Source organism: Siminovitchia terrae, assembly GCF_003605405.2.
Lineage (GTDB): Bacteria > Bacillota > Bacilli > Bacillales > Bacillaceae_C > Siminovitchia > Siminovitchia terrae.
This window is the reverse complement of the sequence record NZ_QYTW02000021.1, coordinates 1-22,071: the sequence shown is the minus strand read 5'-3', so window position 1 is coordinate 22,071 and position 22,071 is coordinate 1. Positions and strand designations below refer to the sequence as shown.

Genomic DNA, 22,071 nt, shown 5'->3' with positions numbered 1-22,071 from the left:
GAACCTATATTAAATAATTTTTCCCATAATAGCCAATAAATATACAACTATTAGCTTTATTATGGAAAGCATGGTATTAGCATCTTACAATATTAGCACAAGAGTCAAAGAGATGCAAACTTTTTTGATTGAAAAATATAGTAGCCTTTTTTCTTACCCACAGTCTGGACTTGACTAAAGATCTCTTCCAATTTTACTTTTGTGGAAGGGGCGCCCTGTTTTTTCTGAATCACAATCCACAGTTCACCATTATCTGCGAGATGACGAAAGGCTTTTTCGAACATGTTGAAGATGACCTGTTTCCCGGCCCTGATAGGCGGGTTGATCAATATGGCAGCAAAACCTTTTTCTTCAACACTTTGGAAGCCGTCACTTTCATAGATTTTCACATTTTCGATATGATTGGCAGCTGCATTTTCTTTCGCCAATCCAACCGCACGCTCATTAATATCAGCCATGTGGACCATTCTCTCTGGGAAGTCCTTGGCAAGGCTTAACCCGATAGGACCATAGCCACACCCTAGGTCAAGCAAAGGACCGCTAACATCCGGTATTTCAAAAGTATCAATCAAAAGCCGGGAACCAAAATCCACTTCTTGCTTTGAAAAAACACCGCGGTCTGTCTTGAAACGAAAAGAATGATCCCGTAACCTCGCATCCCAGTAAATAGGATCACTGCCCACTTCAGGTTTACGCGAATAATAATGCTCTGTCATAGCAACCTCCGATTGGTAAAAAAACGTCGAAAATAGGAGCTAATGCTTTTCTCGTTGTCTAGCGACACACAGGATGCAGCGAATTGAGGCTGTCTTCGTCACCTTGTCTCTCGTCGGATACACCCCAGACTGTGTGTCAATAAACAGGCGTTTACGCATTTCTAGTAAAAGTGCGAAAAAAGCCCGCTAAATAAGCGAGCTTTTCTATCAATACATCATTACTTAACTTCGACTTCTGCTCCAACTTCTTCAAGTTTCGCTTTGAGCTCTTCAGCTTCTTCTTTAGATGCGCCTTCTTTGATTGGTTTAGGAGCGTTATCAACAAGCTCTTTCGCTTCTTTCAAGCCGAGGCCTGTAGCTTCACGAACAGCTTTGATAACTTTGATTTTTTGTGCGCCAGCGCTAGCAAGAATTACATCGAATTCTGTTTGCTCTGCACCAGCATCTGCAGCAGCAGCTCCACCAGCAACAGCTACAGGAGCAGCAGCAGTTACGCCGAATTCTTCTTCAATTGCTTTTACGAGATCGTTAAGCTCAAGAACTGTCATTTCTTTGACAGCTTCAATGATTTGTTCTTTCGTCATGATTTATTCCTCCAGATTTTTTAAAAATTTTATATGACTATGCCCAGTTTACGCTTCTTCTTTTTGGTCAGCAACAGCTTTAGTTGCAAGTGCGAAGTTACGCATTGGAGCTTGAAGAACGCTAAGCAACATGGAAAGCAATCCTTCGCGGGAAGGAAGACTTGCAAGCGCCTTGATTTCCTCAACTGTAGCAACGTTTCCTTCGATGACACCTGCTTTAATTTCTAAAGCATCGTGATCTTTTGCGAAATCATTCAAGATTTTCGCAGGGGCAACTACATCCTCAGTGCTGAATGCAATCGCATTTGGACCTACAAGCTGCTCGTTAAGTTCAGCAAGGCCAGCTTCCTCAGCTGCACGGCGTGCCATAGAGTTTTTGTAAACTTTGTATTCAACGCCTGCTTCACGAAGCTGTTTGCGAAGCTCAGTCACTTCAGCCACATTCAAACCACGGTAGTCTACGATAACAGTAGATACACTAGCTTTCATTTTACCTGCAATTTCTTCAACGATTTGTTTCTTTTGCTCAATTACTTTGCTCATCCTTACACCTCCCAATTCTCAGATGAACATTCATACCGGATAAATATAAAAAACCTCCAGGCAATAGACATGGAGGTTTTGCGTCCAATCTGCACAAACAGATTGAATATAATATATCGCAATGACCTCGGCGGGATATTAAGCTCCATGGAGCACCTGCTGTCTACGGTACAAATGTTATTTTTTCAACTTTTATATTCTATCAACAAGATAAAATGTTGTCAACTTATGCTTTTACAGTTACTGTAGAAGGATCCACCTTGATTCCAGGTCCCATCGTAGATGTGATGGAAACATTTTTCATGAATGTTCCTTTAGCAGCTGCTGGTTTAGCTTTTAGAATTGTATCAAAGATCGTTGTAAAGTTTTCTTGAAGTTTTTCGTCTTCAAAGGAAACTTTTCCAATCGGTACATGGATGATACCAGCTTTATCCAAACGGTATTCCACTTTACCTGCTTTGATTTCATTTACAGCTTTTTCAACATCAAATGTAACTGTTCCTGTTTTCGGGTTAGGCATTAGACCCTTTGGTCCAAGCGTACGTCCGAGTTTACCAACTTCACCCATCATGTCTGGAGTGGCAACAACTACATCAAAGTCAAACCAACCTTGGTTGATTTTGTTGATGAATTCTGCATCCCCTACATAATCAGCGCCAGCTGCTTCAGCCTCTTTCGCTTTTTCCCCTTTTGCAAAAACAAGGACACGTTGAGTTTTCCCAGTACCGTTAGGTAGTACAACCGCGCCACGGATTTGTTGGTCCGCTTTTTTCGGGTCTACTCCAAGACGGAATGCCGCTTCAACAGTAGCGTCAAACTTAGCGAAGTCTGTTTTTTTGACAAGTTCAATTGCTTCATTGATTGCATAAGCTTTTGAACGGTCGACAAGCTTTAAAGCTTCGAGATATTTCTTGCCTTTCTTAGCCATCATTAATCCTCCTATATTGTGGTTTTAGCGGAAAAACCTCCCACGAATAAAGGTTGCAGGGTACAAGAATGCAGCTCTGCAACCTCCTAAACGATCAGTCTTCGATCTTAATTCCCATACTGCGTGCAGTGCCTTCAACCATTTGCATAGCTGCTTCAACACTTGCTGCATTTAGGTCAGGCATTTTTGTTTCAGCGATTTCACGTACTTTATCGCGTTTTACGGTAGCAACCGACTTTTTATTCGGTTCCCCGGAACCTGATTCAATGCCAGCCGCTTTCTTCAATAGAACAGCCGCAGGCGGAGTTTTAGTAATGAATGTAAAGGATCTGTCTTCAAACACAGTGATCTCAACCGGAATAATCAATCCCGCCTGATCTGATGTACGGGCATTGAACTCCTTACAGAATCCCATGATATTTACACCTGCTTGACCCAATGCCGGTCCAACTGGCGGAGCTGGGTTTGCTTTACCCGCAGGAATTTGAAGTTTTACTACTTTGATAACTTTTTTAGCCACGAGACACACCTCCTTAAGTCCGTGATGTGGTAATAGGGGTCTTTCCCCTCCCACTCATCTTTCATAACGTCTCTTACGAGATCTAACCTAAAAAATATTACCACTTTTGATGTCAAAAAACAAGTTATTTTATGTTATTTTTTCAATTTGTGCAAAGTCAAGTTCAACAGGGGTTTCACGTCCGAACATATTCACAAGCACTCTCGCTTTACCCTTGTCCAAATCTAGCGAATCAATTTTACCCGTATATTCAGCAAACGGCCCTTCTTTCACCGTTACGGATTCGCCTTCTTCAAACTGCACGTCGATAGGAGTCTTCTCCATGCCCATTCTTCTTAATATATAATTGATTTCTTCTGGCAAAAGCGGAGTCGGTTTAGAACCAGAGCCTGCGGAGCCGACAAATCCTGTTACTCCCGGAGTGTTCCTTACGACGTACCAAGAATCATCCGTCATGATGAGCTCAACCAGTACATACCCAGGGAAAACCTTTTTCTTAACCGTTTTTGTCTTTCCGTTTTTCGTGGCTGTTTCTTCATCTTCTGGAACAATAACGCGGAAAATCTTATCTTGCATCCCCATAGATTCTACTCTTTTTTCAAGATTCGTTTTCACCTTGTTCTCGTATCCGGAATATGTGTGGACAACGTACCAATTTTTTTCCATTGAGCGGGACTGAATGTCCTTCCCTCCCTATTTAATCTAAATTTTATCTCCGACGGACAAGATGTCGCGTCCTGAGGCCTTCGTGCCGTGTTTCCTTTATCTCATTAATGGAGTGCTCCGGTGTCTAGCTTCAGACGGCAGGGGCTCAAGGTCGCTTCGGTCAATCCAATGAAGTCAAAGAACGACTTCACAAGATTGCCCTCCAGCGCATAGGATGTGCTAGACAGGATGTCGCGTTCTGAGCCTGCCAGCGCTTGTCTCCCCTAAACGGCCGTCTTCCGCATCTCCAGTTTGTACGTCGCTAAACGGGCGCTTTTGCTTTTCTTTAAGCAAGTGAAAAAACCCGTTGACCGGGCTTTTTTGAAAATACGGCGGCATTTTTATTGTTCTTATATTATACCACGAGAAGAAGGCTTATATACAAATTTATCAAATAAAAGTCAGTTGTTTTATAGATCTAGAAAGAACCGAACAGTTCTAGAAATTCCCAGATCGACAAGCGCAAAAAATAGAGCGAGTATCACGACTGTTGTGACAACCGTTATGGTGTATCCTACAAGTTCTTTCCGTTTAGGCCAGCTCACCTTTCTCATTTCCGAGCCGACATTGCGGAAAAATTGAGTTATGCTTGACATGATCGAACCTCCAACATCTGTAAATGAACGGACTTCTTTTACAAGGGTCATTTTGTTTGCTGATGGACTGTGTGTGCATTGCAGTTTTTACAATACTTCTTGATTGTCAACCTCTTGGATGACTTCTCTCTGTTGTCCGTCGTATAATTTCTAGAACCACAATCACTGCAAGCCCATATAATTTTGCTTTTCATCACAACCGCACCTTATATCAACATATCTTTTAAAAAATACCACGAAAAGAAAGTATCGTCAATATGGCGTACGGCGTTCAAAAAGTGATTTCACGCAATTCCAAATAGCGTTCCAGCTTTCTTTTCACCCTTTGGAGAGCATTATCGATCGATTTCACATGCCGGTCTAGCTCATAGGAAATTTCCTGGTAAGTGCGCCCGTCCAAATAAAGGGCAAGCACTTTCCTTTCCAAATCACTTAGCAGTTCTGTCATTTTATCTTCTATACTATTAAACCTTTCCCTATGAATGAGTAGTTCTTCCGGATTCATGGTTTTTGCTCCGGAAATGACATCCATGAGTGTCCGGTCTGATTCTTCATCATAAATGGGCTTGTCCAAGGAAACATATGAGTTAAGTGGAATATGTTTTTGACGGGTAGCAGTTTTGATGGCGGTAATGATTTGTCTCGTAATGCAAAGTTCAGCAAAAGCTTTGAATGAGGCGAGTTTTTCTTCCTTAAAATCACGGATTGCTTTATAAAGCCCAATCATGCCTTCCTGTACAATATCTTCATTGTCCGCTCCTATCAGAAAATAGGACCGGGCTTTCGCCCTTACAAAATTACGGTATTTTTTAATTAGATAATCAAGAGCTTCACTATTACCTTTGTGTACCAGTTCAATCAGCGCTTCATCTTCCAGCAAATCAAAAGCTGTGTCTTTATCTAGTTTAATGTATGAAATCACTCTGATCCCCCGCTCCTGTAAAACCGTCGATAGAATTATTATACATGACAGAATTTTCTAACGTCAACCAATCATTTTTTTCCTCGTCTCCACTTTTCAAAGATTTCTGTCATATCCTGACTTAAATTTATCCTGCGTAAAGGAGCCTTTTCTTGCGTTTTTTCGACCTTCTTTTCAATTCTGCGTTCTGTGTCTAATATTTCCTCCAACAACTCTCGGGCTGATATCCTCAGAGCTCCCTGTCCAAAAACCGCCCACTGTTCAGTAAAATCAGAAGTAGCCACATAAACTTGCGTTGTACGGGTGTTTAGCTCATTAGCCAATTTTTCAATCCGTTCATCGGCAGTCTCCTCCGACTTTGTATAAATCACATCAACGCGATGCTTCGTATATTTTTTTTCAATCCCTTTTACATCATAAGCATCAAAAACAACAATCACTTTGAAATCAGTAAACCCCTGATACTCTGCCAATATTTCTATGAGCCTGTCCCTTGCCTCCGCCAAATCCTTTTGCTTTAGTTGAACAAGCTCGGGCCAGGCACCGATCATGTTGTAACCGTCGACGATCAAAATATCCATGTACTCACCTCTCCAACGGCTGGCGCTTGCGGTATACTTCATACATCAAAAGAGCAGCCGCCACAGAAGCGTTTAATGATGTTACGTGCCCAGCCATTGGTAAATGTATCCGAAAATCGCATTTTTCTTTAACCAACCGGCTCATTCCTTTGCCTTCGCTGCCAATGACAACGGCAAGAGGAAGGGAAGCGTCCATCTGGCGGTAATCCGTACTTTCTTCAGCATCCGTCCCAAAGATCCAAATGCCCCGGTCTTTTAACTCATCAATTGTTCTAGCAAGATTCGTTACGCGCGCAACCGGTATATGTTCAATCGCACCAGTCGATAGTTTCGCAACCGTTGATGTCAGACCAACTGCCCGCCTTTTCGGGATAATGATTCCATGAACACTCGCTGCATCCGCTGTCCTTAGAATGGAGCCGAGATTATGCGGATCCTCGAGCTCGTCCAGTATAAGGAAAAAGGGATCTTCTCCCTTTAATGCTGCCTGCTCGAACAGCTCTTCCAAATCAGCATACCGATAGGCGGCCACTTCCGCGATGGCACCTTGGTGGTTTTCTTCAGTCATCTGATCGATTTTTTTTCTTGGGACATATTGAATCTGGACCCGTTTTTCTTTGGCCAGCTTAACGATGGCTTGCATCTGCCCTTTTTGGGATCCTTCAGCTATCAAGATTTTATGAATGTCTCGTTCCGACCTGAGTGCTTCCAATATGGGGTTTTTCCCTGCAATCCACTGCTGGCTCATATAGCTCCTCCTCTTTCTTGATTTATAACTTCGATGGTTTTTTCAATCAACTCTTCCAAACGTTCTTGCTTATTTGCCAAGTATAGCCAGCCAATCAACGCCTCCAAAGCAGTGCTGTGCCTGTATGTTTGAACATCGGTGTTTTTGGGGACCGTTCCTGACTTGGCGTTTCTGCCCCGCCTGGCAATTTCGAGTTCTTCCTTTGATAAAAAGTCGGTATCGATCAATACCTTCAAAGCGGCCGCCTGTGCTTTTGCTGAAACGTAGCGAGTGGCCTCCAAATGAAGCTTATTAGGCCTTGTTTTCCCGTTTTCCAACAAACAGCCGCGAATGAAAACATCATAAATAGCATCGCCCATATAGGCGAGTGCCAAACTATTCAACTGTTTATAATCCACTTTTGGCGGAAGATTCATGGTCATCCCCGCTTCCACCTAGTGCCTTGTGCCGTGTCTTCCAAAATGATATTCATGTCTTTTAGCTGGTCGCGGATTTGATCTGCCAGTTGGAAATTGCGATCCCTTCTGGCCTGGTTCCGTTGTTCAATGAGTTGTTCGATATCCTCATCCAGCAGCTCTTCCGTTTCCAGTTCAAGCCCCAATACAGGGAACAAATCTTCAAATTCCGCCATGAATGCCTGGATAACAGCAACAGATGTATTTTTCTCCATTAAATAATAATTAGCTTGCTTTGCCAGTTCGAAGAGGACAGAGATACCATCAGCTGTATTGAAGTCATCATCCATCTTGTCTATGAACTCCTGATGTAGAGCTTTTATTTTATCTATCCATTCCTGCCCATCACCCGCTAGGTCAGCGCTTGTTTCAAGCCGGTGTTTCAAGTTTTGGTAAGACGTCTTCAGCCTTTCAAGTCCAGCACCTGCATCCGCTACGAGATTTTCTGAGTAGTTGATCGGATTTCGGTAATGTACAGACAGCATGAAAAATCTTAGAACCTGCGGATCGATTTGCTTGATGATGTCATTGACCAACACAAAATTCCCGAGTGATTTAGACATCTTTTCATTGTCGATATTAATATAGCCATTATGCATCCAATAGCGGGCAAAAAGCTTTCCAGTCATGGCTTCAGATTGGGCTATCTCATTTTCATGGTGAGGGAAAGTCAAATCCTGCCCCCCCGCATGAATATCGATTGTGTCACCGAGGTATTCTCTCGCCATTGCTGAGCATTCAATGTGCCAGCCAGGGCGGCCTTCTCCCCATGGACTATCCCAGAAGATTTCCCCTTCCTTTGCCGATTTCCAAAGGGCGAAATCAAGGGCATCTTCTTTCAATTCACCAGGTTGGATACGGGCACCGACCTTCAAATCATCAACCGATTGGTGCGACAGTTTTCCATACCCCTCAAATTTCCTTGTTCGGTAATAAACATCTCCACCAGATTCATAGGCATATCCTTTTTGAATGAGCACTTCAATAAATTCGATAATGACATCTATATTTTCCGTCACCCTTGGATGATCATCGGCTTTTTTGCAGCCCAAGGCAAGAACATCCTCGAAAAAAGCATCAACAAACCGGTTTGCAAGCGTGAGTGCGTCCATTTGAAGTTCTTTAGCCGCATTAATAATTTTGTCGTCAACGTCTGTGAAATTGGAGACATAATGGACATCATAGCCCCTGTATTCCAAATAACGGCGGACCGTATCAAATATAATCGCCGGGCGGGCATTCCCAATATGAATATAGTTATAAACAGTTGGTCCGCAAACATACATTTTAACCTTTCCTTCTTCGAGCGGAACGAACTCCTCTTTTTGCCGTGTCAATGTGTTGTAAATTCTGATTGTCATCCTGAATGACTCCTCTCTTTCTTTAGGGTTGAAAGCTCCATATTCAAGCGGGCAATTTCCTGCTCCATAGTTACCAATTTATCTGAAATCGGATCTGGCAGATCACTGTGGTTCAGATCCTTCCTTACCTTTACTCCATCTCTAACGACAACCCGCCCCGGAATCCCGACTACAGTCGAATTCGGAGGAACATCTTTTAAAACGACCGAGCCTCCGCCGACTTTAGAGTTTTCTCCAATAGTAATGTTGCCAAGGACTTTCGCACCAGTTGCAATTAAAGCATTGTCTTTAATAGTTGGATGCCGCTTACCTTTTTCATTCCCTGTTCCTCCGAGTGTCACCCCTTGGTAAACGGTGACGCCGTCACCGATTTCGCAAGTTTCACCAATTACCACTCCCATTCCGTGGTCAATAAAGAAACGGCGGCCGATTTTCGCTCCCGGGTGAATCTCTATCCCGGTAAAAAAACGGTTAATCTGTGAAATCAGCCTTGCAATAAAGAACATCTTCCTTTTAAAGAATACATGGGCAACTCTGTGAGCCCAAATGGCGTGCAAGCCGGAATATGTCAAGATGACTTCAATGCTTGTGCGGGCAGCCGGATCCTGATCAAACACTGTTTCAATATCTTCCTTCATTCGTTTGAACATGGTGATCACTCCTCTCTTTTTTCCGAAAATAAAAAAGCGTCTCTATATACAGAGACGCTTACGGCGCGGTTCCACTCTGGTTGGGTGTCTTAAAACATTCTCACACCCCAACTTATCCCTTGTAACGGAGGGTACCCGCTTGCGTTTAATTGGCAACAGCCGTTCAACGTAAGGCTCCGAGGTGCATGTTCAAAAATCGAGTAGCTCAAACCGCTCTCAGCCAGTGGCGGTTCTCTCTGATTAGCATCGATTCCCTACTTTTCCTCGTCATTGCTTTTAACTATGACTATAATATATTACATTTTGTTCAAAATGTTAATAGGAAAGCACAAAGGCGAGCAGACTTAGGAAACAATCACAAGATCACTCCCAAGGAGCAGTACTCAGCCATTACACGGGAGCAGCCTAATCCTTGCGCTGGAGCTAGACAAAACTGAAGCCTTTCCTAACAAGCGTCTTTTTTATCCTTGAATCAAGCGCTCAAGCCGCAATTTTACTTTTTGCTTCCCTAACAATTCAATTGCATTCGGAAGCTCTGGGCCTCTCATTTCGCCTGTAACAGCAACTCTGATTGGCATAAACAGCTTCTTGCCTTTATGCCCGGTTTCTTTTTGGACGGCTTTCATGGCCTTTTTAATTTCGCTTGCTTCAAACGAATCCAATTCCGAAACCTGATGATAAAATGCCTGAAGTACTTCCTGTACTTGCTCCTCTTCTAAAACAGCCTTTTCCTCATCGCCAAATTGAATATCATCCTGGAAGAATTGCTTGGAAAACTCGACGATTTCCGCTCCGTAGCTCATCTGCTCTTGATAAAGAGCAATGAGGCTCCGTGCCCATTTTTCTTCTTCCACTGTCGGCTGTTCAGGGACTAATCCCGCCTTTTTCAAATGCGGCATGGCAAATTCGACAACTCTATCCAAGTCCTGCTTTTTCATGTACTGATTATTCGTCCAAGCAAGCTTGTTTTTGTCGAACAAAGCTGGGGATTTCGACAAGCGATTGGCATCGAAAATGTCGATTAATTCTTGTTTTGAGAAAATCTCTTCCTCACCTTCAGGCGACCATCCGAGTAAAGCAATAAAGTTGAATAAAGCTTCTGGAATGTACCCTAGGTCCGCATACTGCTCGATAAACTGGATGATTGATTCATCCCGCTTGCTGAGCTTCCTGCGACTCTCATTGACAATGAGTGTCATGTGGCCAAAAACCGGAGGTTCCCACCCAAAAGCATCATAAACCATCAATTGTTTTGGTGTATTGGATATGTGGTCATCCCCACGTAAAACATGGCTGATTTCCATTAAATAGTCATCAACGGCAACGGCAAAGTTATACGTTGGAATGCCGTCTTTTTTTACGATGACAAAATCACCGATCCCATCGGAATCAAACGAAACTTTATTTTTAACCATATCATTAAAAGCAAATTCTCTTCCAGAAGGAACTTTGAAGCGAATGCTTGGTTCGCGGCCTTCCGCTGCGAGTTTTTGCTGTTCTTCTGCTGTTAAATGACGGCATTTTCCAGAGTAACGCGGCATTTCCTTACGGGCAATTTGCGCTTCCCTTTCCGCTTCTAATTCTTCCGGCGTACAGTAGCATTTATAAGCCTGTCCGCTCTCCAAAAGCTGATTATAATATTTTTGGTAGATGTCATTGCGTTCCGATTGGCGGTATGGGCCGTAGCCTCCGTCTTTGTCAATGCTCTCATCCCAATCGATGCCCAGCCATTTCAAATAGGTCAGCTGGCTCTGCTCTCCGCCTTCTATATTTCTTTTTTGGTCCGTATCTTCGATCCGAATGATGAATTTCCCACCCTTATTGCGGGCAAATAAATAATTGAATAGTGCAGTACGTGCATTTCCTATATGAAGATGCCCTGTAGGACTTGGCGCGTAACGTACCCTTATGTCATTTGACATGTGTAATGCCTCCTCAATATTTCCATAGTTGCTTTAGTATGATGAATTGTCTAGACTAGAAAAACATTGCGCCTAGCTTCAACTAGCAGACTTCGTGCTCCCCTGTGACAAGTAAACATTCGTTCCAACGTACAGAAAGTACTAGTGCAGGCGAAGCGACAGGATATCGCGTTTGAAGCCTGCCGGACATGTTATCCGGCTGCCAATTAACTATGCCCTCTTGCGTTCACCTTGCTTCACGCTGATAAACAGATACTCTCGCACTTCCTTATCTTTTATCACACCAAAGGCACCTACGCTATTGCTTTTATTTTACAATAACACTGGCGTTCTTGAAAGCCGACGCTTCTAATCATTCGATTTTGTAATCAAAACTACAGCTTGCGAAGCAATGCCTTCTTCCCGCCCAACAAATCCAAGGCGCTCTGTTGTCGTTGCTTTTACATTCACCTGTTCTTTGTCCGCTTCAAGCAATTCAGCGATTCTCTCCCTCATCGCTTCAATATATGGTGCCATTTTAGGTTTCTGAGCCATAATTGTGCAATCAACGTTCATGAGCTTATAACCTTTTTCTTTTACAAGCTGCCATACATACGCAAGTAAGCGGGCGGAATCTAGATCCTTATTCGCCATGTCTGTATCTGGAAAATGCCGGCCAATGTCGCCTTCTCCAATAGCTCCCAGGCAGGCATCGGCAACTGTATGTAATAAGACATCTGCATCTGAATGGCCAATGAGCCCCCGTTCATGAGGAATGCGGATGCCGCCTATAATTAGAGGCCTGCCTTCTGCAAACTCATGTACATCAAATCCTTGCCCAACTCTAAACATATATTTATTGTTCCCCCTCACTTATCCCCCATTTTTCTTTTTGCCAAAATAGCTTCGGCAAAATACAAATCTTCGGGGGTCGTTAATTTAATATTATCGTAGTCACTTTCTATAATCATGACAGGCAGGCCGATTTTTTCAACAAGAGAGGCTTCATCCGTTCCTAAATAACCTTGTTCCTCGGCTTGCTTATGTGCACTCATTAAAATTGGCAAACGAAAAGCTTGTGGAGTTTGAATTTGCCACAAGCCCGATCGATCGACTGTCTCAACCACTTGATTCTGATCTGCTCTTTTTATTGTATCTTTTACAGGGACAGCTGCTATCGCAGCTCCATTGTCATGTGCCGACTGAACAAGCCGGCTGATCGTATGCTGGCGGATGAAAGGGCGGGCGCCGTCATGAACGAGAATGATCTGTTCACTGGCAGCTTTCAATCCATTAAATACGCTGTGCTGGCGCTCATCACCGCCAAAAACAAATTCGATTTTTTCATGTCCTGGATGCCCAGTCAGAATGTCTTTGAAGTGACTTTCATCGCCCGACTGAACAACCAGGATTATTTTTTTACAGTGGGGGTCATATGCAAACACATCCAGTGTATGGAGGATGACCGGCCGATTGGCAACTTCAATGAATAGCTTATTTCGACCTGCGCCCATTCTTTTTCCCGATCCCGCGGCGGGGATGATCACCTGATAATCCAACTAAAATTCTCCTGTTCCTATAAAGCTTTTTCCAATAATTTTGGCTTGGCAAAAATCATTCGACCCGCAGATGTCTGTAAAACACTTGTGACAATGACATCAATTCTTTTGCCAATATAATCTCTTCCTTCTTCCACAACGATCATTGTTCCATCGTCAAGATAAGCAACACCTTGATTGTATTCTTTACCGTCTTTAATGACCTGGACATTCAGCTCTTCCCCAGGCAATACAACCGGCTTTACTGCGTTTGCAAGATCATTGATATTCAATACGGGAACATCTTGGATTTCACACACTTTATTCAAGTTGAAGTCATTCGTGACAACTGTTCCGTTCATTAACTTGGCCAGTTTGACAAGCTTGCTGTCTACTTCCTGAACGTCTTCAAAATCTCCTTCGTACATTTCCACTTCGATGTTGATTTCCTTCTGGATGCGGTTCAATGTATCAAGTCCGCGCCTTCCACGGTTTCGTTTCAACGCGTCCGAAGAATCCGCAATATGCTGCAATTCTGCAAGCACAAAATGGGGGATAACAAGAACACCGTCCAAAAAGCCTGTCTGGCATATATCTGCAATTCTTCCATCAATGATGACACTTGTATCGAGGATTTTCAACCTTCTTGAAGAGTACTTGGATTGATTGGCGGCCTCTTCTGGATCCTCTTTCTTTTTATTTGCACGATTGAAGGAGAAGAAACTTGTTAACTCCTCTTTCTTTTTAAAACCGACTTGAAAACCAAGATACCCCATCAGCAGGGTCAGTAATATTGGAACCACTTCATTTACGATAGGTAATTCAGTCTGGTTAATGGCCAGTCCTGCCAGGAAGGCGATAATCAGTCCGAATATCAATCCCAGACTTCCAAATAAAATATCTGAGACAGGGGCTTTGACAATGCGATCTTCAAACCATTTAACAAAATGGACAACATGGTCAACCGCCCAAAAAGTAATGACATAAAGTATGATAGCACCTATAAGAGCATTTACTAATGGATTATTAATTAAAACGATTTGATCTAGAGAAGCCAATTTTAAAAGTTCAGGAACGAAGAAAACACCAAGAGTTCCTCCAATAAGCAAAAAACACGCCTGAACTATTCGTTTTAACATGCTCTCACCTCCTTATCCTAATTATAAGCAACTTACCTATTTTAAAAACATGAAGGCCCTAATTAATTATAGAATCATTCTTGTTTCCCACAAAAATATTATACTAATATAACTCTAGTGTGTTCTGCCCACTTACTACTACTTTAGCAAAATGACTTTAGTGAGTCTATTTCACTTCTGTAACAATTATGATTCACATAGCTCAATTAAAAGCTTGTCGCAGCGCTTCTTCGACTGTTGCTACACCAATCAGTTCAATTCCTTCGGGCACTTTCCAACCGCCAATATTTTTATCGGGAACCAAGACTCGGGTAAAACCCAATTTGGCAGCTTCTTGCACTCTCTGTTCAATCCTAGAGACACGCCGCACTTCCCCGGTCAATCCCACTTCTCCGATGATGCAGTCTGCTTGTCTTGTCGGCTGGTCTCGGAAGCTTGATGCAATGCTCACAGCTATAGCCAAATCGATCGCCGGCTCGTCTAGCTTTACTCCACCAGCCACTTTTAAATAGGCATCCTGGTTCTGCAATAGTAACCCCACCCGTTTTTCCAATACTGCCATCAACAAGGAGACTCGGTTATGATCAATACCGGTGGCCATCCGGCGTGGATTTCCATAGCTTGTCGGCGCAATCAGCGCCTGTATTTCCACAAGCACCGGCCTTGTCCCTTCCATTGATGCAACAACCGTTGAGCCTGACGTCCCCTTTGACCTCTCTTCTAGAAAAATCTCTGAAGGATTTTCTACTTCATCCAAGCCAAACTCTTTCATTTCAAAAATGCCGATTTCATTTGTTGAGCCGAAACGGTTTTTTACCGCCCTAAGGATGCGATATGTATGATGCCTTTCCCCTTCAAAATACAGAACAGTATCCACCATGTGCTCCAAAAGCCTTGGTCCGGCAATGGCTCCTTCTTTTGTTACGTGCCCTACTATGAAAATGGCGATTCCTTTCGTCTTCGCAATTTTCATTAGCTCAGCGGTACATTCACGAACTTGAGAAACACTTCCTGGTGCAGAAGTGACCTCAGGATGATAGACGGTTTGAATCGAATCGACTACTACAAAATCCGGGGATAAATCTGAGATTGTCTGGTGAATAAATTCGAGATTCGTTTCTGCATAGATATAAAGGCTGGGGGAAGAAACATGAAGCCTGTCCGCTCTTAATTTTGTCTGTTTGACAGATTCCTCGCCGGAAATATAGAGCACTTTTTTATCCGTATCTGCCAGTTGGGAGGATACCTGCAGGAGCAGAGTTGATTTCCCGATTCCCGGATCCCCGCCGATTAACACGAGAGAACCGGAGACAACTCCACCACCCAGCACACGGTTGAACTCTTTTAGCTTTGTCTCTACCCTCGGTTCATTTTCAGTTTGAATGGTGGTAATCGGCGCCGCTTTAGCTCCCGCTTCATCAGATGGGCTTAGAGATCCTTTTCTACCCTTTCCGGTGATTTCCACCTCTTCAACCATTTGATTCCATTCTCCACAGCCAGGACAACGTCCCATCCATTTAGGGGATTCATATCCACAGCTTTGACACATGAATTTTGTCTTTTTCTTCGCCAATTACTCTCTTCCCCCTTCTCATCTGTTAACTATAAAGGACCTGTGTGTCAGGTAGATGTCAAATCAGCATGATTCAACAACAAAAGCGTAAAGACCTGAGGGAAGGCTTTCAGCTTGCTTTGATGCTTCCTTTTGAACGGGCTTTGACGCACTTTCTTTTAGGCTTGTGATCTTAAGAGTTCGGACACCGACAGTCTCAAAACGCACATTCTGGAAAGCTTGAGCTTCTGCCAACAATTAATGCTCAGCTACCCCTGTCCGTTGCTCAGGGACATTGGCATTTCCTGTTTATCGTCAAACTCATATTAAGATGCCCTATTCTTCTGTCCGTCAGAGCTGACAAACAAAGATGGGGTACACGGCTCCGTTCTCCATGTACCCCTAAGATATTAGGAAATAGCAGACCCTTCTCTTGCTGCTCTTACTTTGAATTCTCCGTCCTCTACGTCAACAACGACTTTTTGCCCCATCTTAATCGTTCCTTTCAGCAGTTCCTCTGAGAGTCGGTCCTCTACAAACTTTTGAATGGCCCTTCTGAGCGGACGAGCTCCGTATTCAGGATCGAATCCTTCTTCTGTGATTTTATCTTTTGCTGCATCGGTCAACTCAAGCTCCATATCCTGCTCCTTCAAGCGGGAAATCAATTGATTGGCCATCAACGTAGCAATTTCCTTCAAGTGCGGTTTCTCCAGAGCATGGAAGACAATGATTTCATCGACCCTGTTCAAAAACTCGGGACGGAATGCCTTTTTCAGTTCTTCCATGACCTGGCCTTTCATGTCTTTATAATCCTGCTCTCCATCCTGAATGGCAAAGCCGACATATTTATTGCGCTGTAATGCCTGTGCTCCAACGTTCGATGTCAAAATGAGAACAGTGTTTCGGAAGTCGACGGTTCTTCCCTTCGAATCAGTCAAGCGTCCGTCCTCTAATACCTGAAGTAAAATGTTAAATACATCAGGGTGGGCCTTTTCAATTTCATCCAGCAAGATGACAGAATATGGTTTACGACGTACCTTTTCAGTTAACTGGCCGCCTTCTTCAAACCCAACATATCCAGGAGGCGATCCAACAAGACGAGACGTTGAATGTTTTTCCATATACTCGGACATATCAAGGCGGATAATGGCATCCTCATCTCCGAACATGGATTCTGCAAGCGCCCTTGCCAGCTCTGTCTTACCTACACCAGTCGGCCCAAGGAAGATGAAGGAACCGATCGGACGCTTCGGATCTTTAAGCCCTGCCCTTGCTCTTCGTACCGCTTTTGCAACAGATTTAACTGCTTCTTCCTGTCCGATAACCCGTGAATGCAGGATCTCTTCGAGTTTTAACAATCTTTCTGTTTCCGTTGAGGCAAGCTTGGATACAGGAACACCAGTCCAGCTTGATACGACTTGTGCAATATCTTCGACCGTCACTTCTGTATTTTCCTGGCCCTGTTTTTCTTTCCATGTCTTCTTCGTTTCTTCCAGCTCCTCGCGGAGCTTTTGCTCTGAATCCCTTAAAGAAGCAGCTTTTTCAAATTCCTGGCTTTGAACGGCTGCATCTTTCTCTTTGCGGATGGATTCAAGCTTCACTTCCAATTCTTTTAAATTTGGCGGTGTTGTATAGGATCGAAGCCGAACTTTGGAACCTGCTTCATCAATTAGGTCAATCGCCTTATCGGGAAGGAAACGGTCTGAAATAAAACGGTCTGCCAATTTTACTGCTGCTTCAATTGCGTCATTTGTAATCGATACCCTGTGGTGAGCTTCATAGCGATCACGGAGCCCCTCCAATATTTGGATGGATTCTTCAACTGTCGGTTCATCTACTTGTATGGGTTGGAATCTCCGCTCTAGAGCAGCGTCCTTTTCGATGTACTTACGGTATTCATCCAGAGTTGTAGCACCGATACATTGTAGTTCTCCACGAGCAAGCGACGGCTTTAAAATATTTGATGCATCAATAGCTCCTTCTGCTCCCCCTGCGCCGATCAATGTATGAAGTTCATCGATAAATAGAATAATATTACCTGCCTGCCTGATTTCATCCATGACCTTTTTCAAACGGTCTTCGAACTCACCACGATATTTGGTACCTGCCACGACAGTCCCCATATCAAGTGTCATCACCCGCTTGTCACGGAGGGTTTCAGGCACTTCGTTATTGATAATTTGCTGTGCAAGACCTTCTGCAATCGCAGTTTTACCAACTCCGGGTTCACCAATGAGGACCGGATTATTCTTGGTGCGCCTGCTCAATACTTCAATAACCCTTTGGATCTCTTTATTACGACCGATAACAGGATCTAGGGTTCCTTCTCTCGCTATCGCTGTTAAATCTCTTGCCAGGCTGTCAAGTGTAGGAGTATTGGCACTTGCGGAAGTTCCGCCGTGGCTGCTTGCTTCATTGCTGCCCAACAGTTGCAGCACCTGCTGGCGAGCTTTGTTCAGGCTCACACCGAGATTATTTAATACTCTTGCCGCAACCCCTTCCCCTTCACGAATGAGCCCAAGCAGTATATGTTCAGTGCCAACGTATGAATGGCCGAGCTTTCTTGCTTCATCCATTGACAATTCAATCACTTTTTTCGCACGCGGCGTATAATGAATGGTTTGGGATGTGTCTTTTCCGCGGCCAATCAAGTTCTCTACCTCTTTTTGGATCTTCTCCGAACCCAGACCGAGTCCGTATAACGCTTTAGCCGCTATCCCTTCTCCCTCTCTGACCAATCCCAGTAAAATATGCTCAGTTCCGATATTTCCGTGTCCAAGGCGAACTGCTTCTTCCTGTGAAAGGGCTAATACTTTTTGAGCTCTCTCTGTAAAACGACCAAACATCATACTAATCTCCTCCTGTCCGACTCTCTTCTAGTTTCAATCTTTCCCGTATCAATGCCGCCCTTTTGATATCTCGTTCCACAGGACGAAGCGGCCCTCCTGCATATTGTTGTAAAAACCCCGGTTGAGTCAAGATCATCAATTCATTTAAAATATTTCTGGAAAGATGAGTAATATATCCTGTATCTATGCCCAATCTGACATCAGATAAACATTCAGAAGCTTCTTTTGTTTCAATAATCCTGCTATTCGCTAAAATTCCGTAGGAACGGAAAACTTTATTTTCTAATTGAATGCTTGATGTTTTTACCAGCGCTTCTCTTGCTGCTCTTTCCTGCGCAACTATTTGCTGGACAACGCTAATCAAATCACCAATGATGTCTTCTTCAGACTTCCCTAGCGTAATTTGGTTGGATATTTGAAAAATATTTCCCAAAGCTTCGCTGCCTTCCCCGTAAATGCCACGTACCACAAGTCCCAGTTGGTTAATTGCTGGAATAATTCGGTTCATTTGATGGGTCAAAATAAGGGCAGGTAAGTGGACCATAACAGATGCCCGAAGCCCAGTACCGACATTGGTTGGACAGCTTGTTAAATATCCCAACTTCTCATCGAATGCATAATCGATCCTTTCCTCTAGGGTATTATCAATAACATTTGCCCGTTCCAGCGCTTCGCTTATTTGAAGGCCTGGGAACAAACATTGAATCCTGATATGATCCTCTTCATTGATCATGATGCTGATATCTTCCTGCTCTGAGAGCAAAACAGCCCCATGTGTTGCATGTTCAGCCAAGCGTGGGCTGATCAAATGCTTTTCCACCAGCACCCTTTTTTCCAGACCTTTCAAATCATCAATTTCCAAGAATTCTAGTTTACCAAAGTCGTTGTTAGCTTTTTGTTCAAAAATACTTCTCGTTTTGCTAATTATTTCCCTTGCTTCATCATTAGTAAACAAAGTAGGAAACATATAATTACGTAAATTCCTAGCGTATCTTATCCGGGAGCTGAGAATAATATCAGAATCGGGGCCTTCTGAGCTCATCCAGGAACTGACAGCCTGATTAAGAAACTTTTCGAGACTCATTCCGTTTTCTCCTCCCCTTCAGCTAATTTTTTTTCAAGGGAGCGGATTTGGTCGCGTATCTCTGCGGCTTTTTCAAATTCTTCTTGTTCAATCAAAACAGCAAGCTCGTTTTTATTTTCCTTAATCTTCTTTTTCAAGTGCAAGGATCCGCCAATCCTCGTTGGAACCTTTCCACCATGAGTTATGTTTCCGCTATGCAACCTTTTTAATATGGGTATCAACTGTTCCCTAAAAGCACTGTAACAGTTGGCACAACCAAAACGGCCAATATCCGCGAATTGCTGATAGGTCATACCGCAAACATTACACTGGATAATCTGGCTTCCAAGCGCAGAGTGAGAAGCAGTACTATGAAAGGATGGATTCAATAGCCCAGCAAGCAAGGCATTGATTGGAAAGCCCGAATCTCCTTCCAACAGAAACATTTCACCCTTTTCCTGCGCGCATCGCTCACATAGTTGGACAACCGTTTTCTCCCCATTCACTACTTTTGTAAAATGCAGAGAGGCCGGCCTTTCTTTACATTCTTGACAAATCATCAAAGCCCTCCTCCTTTTTCCTAGTCATATTTTATTGTCCGTAGTATGGCCATCAGCATCCTGGCTCTTAATTCATCTCTTTCTGGTAGATCTATATACAACACAGAACGGTCAATCATATTTAAAATAATCTTCGCCTCACGTTCTGATATGATACCTTCTTCCAACAACCTCACGACAACATCCTCTGCTCTATTTTGTGATATCTTTTGACCAATTAAAACCTTCAATTGATCAAGCAAATGAGCCTGAGTATGCAGCCTAACCTTTGAAATGCGAATATAGCCTCCCCCGCCTCGCTTGCTTTCTACCATGTATCCCCTTTCCATAGTGAATCGGGTGTTAATGACATAGTTTATTTGGGATGGGACGCATTGAAATTTATCTGCCACTTCACTTCTTTTTATTTCTACGATTTCGCTTTCACTTAGTTCCAAAACTTGCTTTAAATAATTTTCAATAATATCGGATATATTTCGCACATCAAGCACCTCCTTACCTTGCTTGACTTTGACTATATTTGACTTATATTATACAAAATATACGGCCCCATTGACAATCAATACGTTATTTTATCTTACCCATCTTTTCATGGAGTCAACACTTCCAAAAGCAAATTAGGACAAAAGACTTGGATGTGGATTGATCTCAACACTTTGGGAATTGCCTTTCTATAATAGATCCTCAAGGACTTGTTTAATTTTCAAAGGCCTTGTCTGCGGCGCATACCTCTTTACAACGCGGCCTTGTCGATCGATCAAAAATTTTGTAAAATTCCACTTGATGTCCTTTGTCACAAAACCCTCCTTCGAATCGGCCAGAAACCTGAATAACGGATGAGCCCCCTCACCTTTTACTTGGACTTTGGCAAAGATCGGGAAACTCACACCATAATCCTTTTGGCAAAAATCCAACGTCTGTTGAATATCATCAAATTCCTGTTTCATAAATTGATCGCTCGGAAAACCAAGAACGATGAAACCTTGATCTTTGTATGTATCATAAAGCTGCTGCAACTCTTTAAGTTGAGGAGTAAACCCGCATTTGCTAGCTGTATTGACAATAAGCAACACTTTCCCTTGAAATTCACTTAAGGAAATTTCTTTACTATCTGTACTTTGAACAGTAATGTCAAATATCGTCATACCCTTTTCCTCCTAGGCGTAGTTCATTTAATTCTAGGAAAGTATTTAGTTGAAATCAATCTTTATGATATCAATTTTGCCCAGATTTTATCGCGCTCCGCTCGATAAAATCTGTGGCATACGCCGGAGGCTTTAACTTTATTCAGCCGGGGTTTGAACCCCCACTGAATGGAATACCAATATGCATTCATTTCTCCACTTACAGATGTGGGAGACTTCTTCTGAATGAAGTTAAAGGCTTTATTTTTAAAGGATAGTTTTGTAGATGATGTATGATTGCAGTGGGAAATACAGCAAGTTGTTAAGTCTGTTCAACGATCCCAAAAGCAAAAGGAAGGCGCTAAGCATTCAACATCCCGAGGAGACAAACTTTGGATTTTGGAGGAAATTACATAATTTATTTTACCTGTGAGCCCTGTCTTTGACTGCGAACTAGCTCTGATCCAGTTTTTTTGCTTCGAACCAGTTATTATTTTAGCCTCTGGCCCAAGTTTTTCGCTCTTATTGTGCGAATTCCTAGCGAATCGTGCGAAAATCGAGTTTATCGTGCGATTTTTCATTTTATCGTGCGAAATTAGACATTATCGTGCGAAAACGGCATGTTATTGTGCGAATGCCTGAGGAAGAGAATTTTTTCATCTTTTACCTTCTGGAACATGTTTTTTACTTCGAATCGGTTATTGCTTTAGCTTCTGGGTCATGTTTTTCGCTATGAACCGGTTATTGTGCGAAATCCTGGCGAATCGTGCGAAAATCGAGTTTATCGTGCGATTTTTCATTTTATCGTGCGAAATTAGACATTATCGTGCGAAAACGGCATGTTATTGTGCGAATGGCTGAAAAAGAGAATTTCTTCATCTTTTATCTTCTGGATCATGTTTTTTTACTTCGAACTAGTTATTATTTTAACCTCTGGTTCATGTTTTTTGCTATGAACCACTTATTGTGCGAAATCTGGGCGAATCGTGCGAAAGCGGCATGCTATTGTGCGAATGCCTGAGGAAGGGAATTTTTT

Annotated in this window: 25 protein-coding genes and 2 other annotated features; all 25 genes read right to left on the bottom strand. The window is 43.0% G+C overall.

Going from position 1 to position 22,071, the window contains the following annotated elements; genetic code table 11:
• Positions 1-104: 104 nt before the first annotated feature.
• The 25 genes from D5F11_RS17825 to D5F11_RS27850 all read right to left on the bottom strand — a co-directional run bounded on the left by D5F11_RS17825 (position 105) and on the right by D5F11_RS27850 (position 21,247).
• Positions 105-716 carry a class I SAM-dependent methyltransferase gene (locus D5F11_RS17825; RefSeq protein WP_120118045.1) on the bottom strand — a complete coding sequence of 204 codons (612 nt, stop codon included), beginning with the start codon at positions 714-716 and terminating at the stop codon, positions 105-107.
• Between the two features lie 218 nt (positions 717-934).
• A complete protein-coding gene (gene rplL, locus D5F11_RS17820; RefSeq protein ID WP_120118046.1) occupies positions 935-1,300 on the bottom strand; it encodes a 50S ribosomal protein L7/L12 in 366 nt (121 codons plus the stop codon).
• Positions 1,301-1,348: 48 nt separating this feature from the next.
• Positions 1,349-1,843 (bottom strand): 50S ribosomal protein L10, encoded by a 495-nt coding sequence (gene rplJ / locus D5F11_RS17815; RefSeq protein ID WP_120118047.1) that lies wholly within the window; start codon positions 1,841-1,843, stop codon positions 1,349-1,351.
• Between the two features lie 37 nt (positions 1,844-1,880).
• Positions 1,881-2,030 (bottom strand) — a sequence feature (ribosomal protein L10 leader region).
• 39 nt (positions 2,031-2,069) lie between these two features.
• On the bottom strand, positions 2,070-2,771 hold the full coding sequence (gene rplA / locus D5F11_RS17810) for a 50S ribosomal protein L1 (RefSeq protein WP_120118048.1): 702 nt from the start codon (positions 2,769-2,771) through the stop codon (positions 2,070-2,072).
• 94 nt (positions 2,772-2,865) lie between these two features.
• Complete coding sequence (gene rplK / locus D5F11_RS17805) at positions 2,866-3,291, bottom strand: 50S ribosomal protein L11 (RefSeq protein WP_018708714.1); 426 nt, start codon at positions 3,289-3,291, stop codon at positions 2,866-2,868.
• 129 nt (positions 3,292-3,420) lie between these two features.
• Positions 3,421-3,957 (bottom strand): transcription termination/antitermination protein NusG, encoded by a 537-nt coding sequence (gene nusG, locus D5F11_RS17800; RefSeq protein ID WP_120118050.1) that lies wholly within the window; start codon positions 3,955-3,957, stop codon positions 3,421-3,423.
• Positions 3,958-4,406: 449 nt separating this feature from the next.
• Positions 4,407-4,592, bottom strand: coding sequence for a preprotein translocase subunit SecE (secE, locus tag D5F11_RS17795; protein WP_120118051.1), 186 nt, complete (start codon positions 4,590-4,592; stop codon positions 4,407-4,409).
• Positions 4,593-4,639: 47 nt separating this feature from the next.
• Positions 4,640-4,786: a 50S ribosomal protein L33 gene (rpmG, locus tag D5F11_RS17790; protein ID WP_120118052.1), complete on the bottom strand. Its 147-nt coding sequence runs from the start codon at positions 4,784-4,786 to the stop codon at positions 4,640-4,642.
• 77 nt (positions 4,787-4,863) lie between these two features.
• Positions 4,864-5,514, bottom strand: coding sequence for an RNA polymerase sporulation sigma factor SigH (gene sigH, locus D5F11_RS17785; protein WP_120118053.1), 651 nt, complete (start codon positions 5,512-5,514; stop codon positions 4,864-4,866).
• 71 nt (positions 5,515-5,585) lie between these two features.
• On the bottom strand, positions 5,586-6,095 hold the full coding sequence (locus D5F11_RS17780; RefSeq protein WP_120118054.1) for an NYN domain-containing protein: 510 nt from the start codon (positions 6,093-6,095) through the stop codon (positions 5,586-5,588).
• 4 nt (positions 6,096-6,099) lie between these two features.
• Positions 6,100-6,843, bottom strand: a complete 744-nt coding sequence (gene rlmB, locus D5F11_RS17775) for a 23S rRNA (guanosine(2251)-2'-O)-methyltransferase RlmB (RefSeq protein WP_120118055.1) — start codon at positions 6,841-6,843, stop codon at positions 6,100-6,102.
• Entirely contained in the window at positions 6,840-7,265 is a 426-nt protein-coding gene (locus D5F11_RS17770) for a Mini-ribonuclease 3 (RefSeq protein ID WP_120118056.1), read from the bottom strand. The genes rlmB and D5F11_RS17770 overlap by 4 nt, the downstream gene beginning before the upstream one ends.
• Positions 7,262-8,659 (bottom strand): cysteine--tRNA ligase, encoded by a 1,398-nt coding sequence (gene cysS, locus D5F11_RS17765; protein ID WP_120118057.1) that lies wholly within the window; start codon positions 8,657-8,659, stop codon positions 7,262-7,264. Before cysS ends, D5F11_RS17770 begins: the two co-directional genes overlap by 4 nt.
• The gene (cysE, locus tag D5F11_RS17760) at positions 8,656-9,309 is read right to left on the bottom strand and encodes a serine O-acetyltransferase (protein WP_120118058.1); all 654 of its coding nucleotides are present in this window, start codon (positions 9,307-9,309) and stop codon (positions 8,656-8,658) included. Before cysE ends, cysS begins: the two co-directional genes overlap by 4 nt.
• 47 nt (positions 9,310-9,356) lie before the next feature.
• Positions 9,357-9,589: a binding site (T-box leader), on the bottom strand.
• 181 nt (positions 9,590-9,770) lie between these two features.
• Positions 9,771-11,231: a glutamate--tRNA ligase gene (gene gltX, locus D5F11_RS17755; protein ID WP_120118060.1), complete on the bottom strand. Its 1,461-nt coding sequence runs from the start codon at positions 11,229-11,231 to the stop codon at positions 9,771-9,773.
• 348 nt (positions 11,232-11,579) lie between these two features.
• Positions 11,580-12,062, bottom strand: coding sequence for a 2-C-methyl-D-erythritol 2,4-cyclodiphosphate synthase (ispF, locus tag D5F11_RS17750; protein ID WP_120118061.1), 483 nt, complete (start codon positions 12,060-12,062; stop codon positions 11,580-11,582).
• Between the two features lie 17 nt (positions 12,063-12,079).
• Complete coding sequence (gene ispD, locus D5F11_RS17745) at positions 12,080-12,769, bottom strand: 2-C-methyl-D-erythritol 4-phosphate cytidylyltransferase (protein ID WP_120118062.1); 690 nt, start codon at positions 12,767-12,769, stop codon at positions 12,080-12,082.
• 17 nt (positions 12,770-12,786) lie between these two features.
• A complete protein-coding gene (locus D5F11_RS17740) occupies positions 12,787-13,887 on the bottom strand; it encodes a PIN/TRAM domain-containing protein (RefSeq protein WP_120118063.1) in 1,101 nt (366 codons plus the stop codon).
• Between the two features lie 202 nt (positions 13,888-14,089).
• Positions 14,090-15,460: a DNA repair protein RadA gene (radA, locus tag D5F11_RS17735; RefSeq protein ID WP_120118064.1), complete on the bottom strand. Its 1,371-nt coding sequence runs from the start codon at positions 15,458-15,460 to the stop codon at positions 14,090-14,092.
• Positions 15,461-15,849: 389 nt separating this feature from the next.
• Positions 15,850-18,288 carry an ATP-dependent protease ATP-binding subunit ClpC gene (gene clpC / locus D5F11_RS17730; RefSeq protein WP_120118065.1) on the bottom strand — a complete coding sequence of 813 codons (2,439 nt, stop codon included), beginning with the start codon at positions 18,286-18,288 and terminating at the stop codon, positions 15,850-15,852.
• A gap of 1 nt (position 18,289) precedes the next feature.
• The gene (gene mcsB / locus D5F11_RS17725) at positions 18,290-19,372 is read right to left on the bottom strand and encodes a protein-arginine kinase McsB (protein ID WP_120118066.1); all 1,083 of its coding nucleotides are present in this window, start codon (positions 19,370-19,372) and stop codon (positions 18,290-18,292) included.
• Complete coding sequence (mcsA, locus tag D5F11_RS17720) at positions 19,369-19,911, bottom strand: protein-arginine kinase activator protein McsA (protein WP_120118067.1); 543 nt, start codon at positions 19,909-19,911, stop codon at positions 19,369-19,371. Before mcsA ends, mcsB begins: the two co-directional genes overlap by 4 nt.
• Positions 19,912-19,931: 20 nt before the next feature.
• Positions 19,932-20,393, bottom strand: coding sequence for a CtsR family transcriptional regulator (locus D5F11_RS17715; RefSeq protein ID WP_120118068.1), 462 nt, complete (start codon positions 20,391-20,393; stop codon positions 19,932-19,934).
• A gap of 189 nt (positions 20,394-20,582) precedes the next feature.
• On the bottom strand, positions 20,583-21,056 hold the full coding sequence (locus D5F11_RS17710) for a glutathione peroxidase (RefSeq protein WP_120118069.1): 474 nt from the start codon (positions 21,054-21,056) through the stop codon (positions 20,583-20,585).
• 62 nt (positions 21,057-21,118) lie between these two features.
• On the bottom strand, positions 21,119-21,247 hold the full coding sequence (locus D5F11_RS27850) for a hypothetical protein (protein ID WP_281277099.1): 129 nt from the start codon (positions 21,245-21,247) through the stop codon (positions 21,119-21,121).
• Positions 21,248-22,071: the final 824 nt, after the last annotated feature.

Coding starts and splice junctions, on each gene's coding strand:
- D5F11_RS17825 (WP_120118045.1), bottom strand. CDS start 716: ATGACAGAGCATTATTATTCGCGTAAACCTGAAGTGGGCAGTGATCCT.
- rplL (WP_120118046.1), bottom strand. CDS start 1,300: ATGACGAAAGAACAAATCATTGAAGCTGTCAAAGAAATGACAGTTCTT.
- rplJ (WP_120118047.1), bottom strand. CDS start 1,843: ATGAGCAAAGTAATTGAGCAAAAGAAACAAATCGTTGAAGAAATTGCA.
- rplA (WP_120118048.1), bottom strand. CDS start 2,771: ATGGCTAAGAAAGGCAAGAAATATCTCGAAGCTTTAAAGCTTGTCGAC.
- nusG (WP_120118050.1), bottom strand. CDS start 3,957: ATGGAAAAAAATTGGTACGTTGTCCACACATATTCCGGATACGAGAAC.
- secE (WP_120118051.1), bottom strand. CDS start 4,592: ATGTCAAGCATAACTCAATTTTTCCGCAATGTCGGCTCGGAAATGAGA.
- rpmG (WP_120118052.1), bottom strand. CDS start 4,786: ATGAAAAGCAAAATTATATGGGCTTGCAGTGATTGTGGTTCTAGAAAT.
- D5F11_RS17780 (WP_120118054.1), bottom strand. CDS start 6,095: ATGGATATTTTGATCGTCGACGGTTACAACATGATCGGTGCCTGGCCC.
- rlmB (WP_120118055.1), bottom strand. CDS start 6,843: ATGAGCCAGCAGTGGATTGCAGGGAAAAACCCCATATTGGAAGCACTC.
- D5F11_RS17770 (WP_120118056.1), bottom strand. CDS start 7,265: ATGACCATGAATCTTCCGCCAAAAGTGGATTATAAACAGTTGAATAGT.
- cysS (WP_120118057.1), bottom strand. CDS start 8,659: ATGACAATCAGAATTTACAACACATTGACACGGCAAAAAGAGGAGTTC.
- cysE (WP_120118058.1), bottom strand. CDS start 9,309: ATGTTCAAACGAATGAAGGAAGATATTGAAACAGTGTTTGATCAGGAT.
- gltX (WP_120118060.1), bottom strand. CDS start 11,231: ATGTCAAATGACATAAGGGTACGTTACGCGCCAAGTCCTACAGGGCAT.
- ispF (WP_120118061.1), bottom strand. CDS start 12,062: ATGTTTAGAGTTGGGCAAGGATTTGATGTACATGAGTTTGCAGAAGGC.
- D5F11_RS17740 (WP_120118063.1), bottom strand. CDS start 13,887: ATGTTAAAACGAATAGTTCAGGCGTGTTTTTTGCTTATTGGAGGAACT.
- clpC (WP_120118065.1), bottom strand. CDS start 18,288: ATGATGTTTGGTCGTTTTACAGAGAGAGCTCAAAAAGTATTAGCCCTT.
- mcsB (WP_120118066.1), bottom strand. CDS start 19,372: ATGAGTCTCGAAAAGTTTCTTAATCAGGCTGTCAGTTCCTGGATGAGC.
- mcsA (WP_120118067.1), bottom strand. CDS start 19,911: ATGATTTGTCAAGAATGTAAAGAAAGGCCGGCCTCTCTGCATTTTACA.
- D5F11_RS17710 (WP_120118069.1), bottom strand. CDS start 21,056: ATGACGATATTTGACATTACTGTTCAAAGTACAGATAGTAAAGAAATT.
- D5F11_RS27850 (WP_281277099.1), bottom strand. CDS start 21,247: ATGAATGCATATTGGTATTCCATTCAGTGGGGGTTCAAACCCCGGCTG.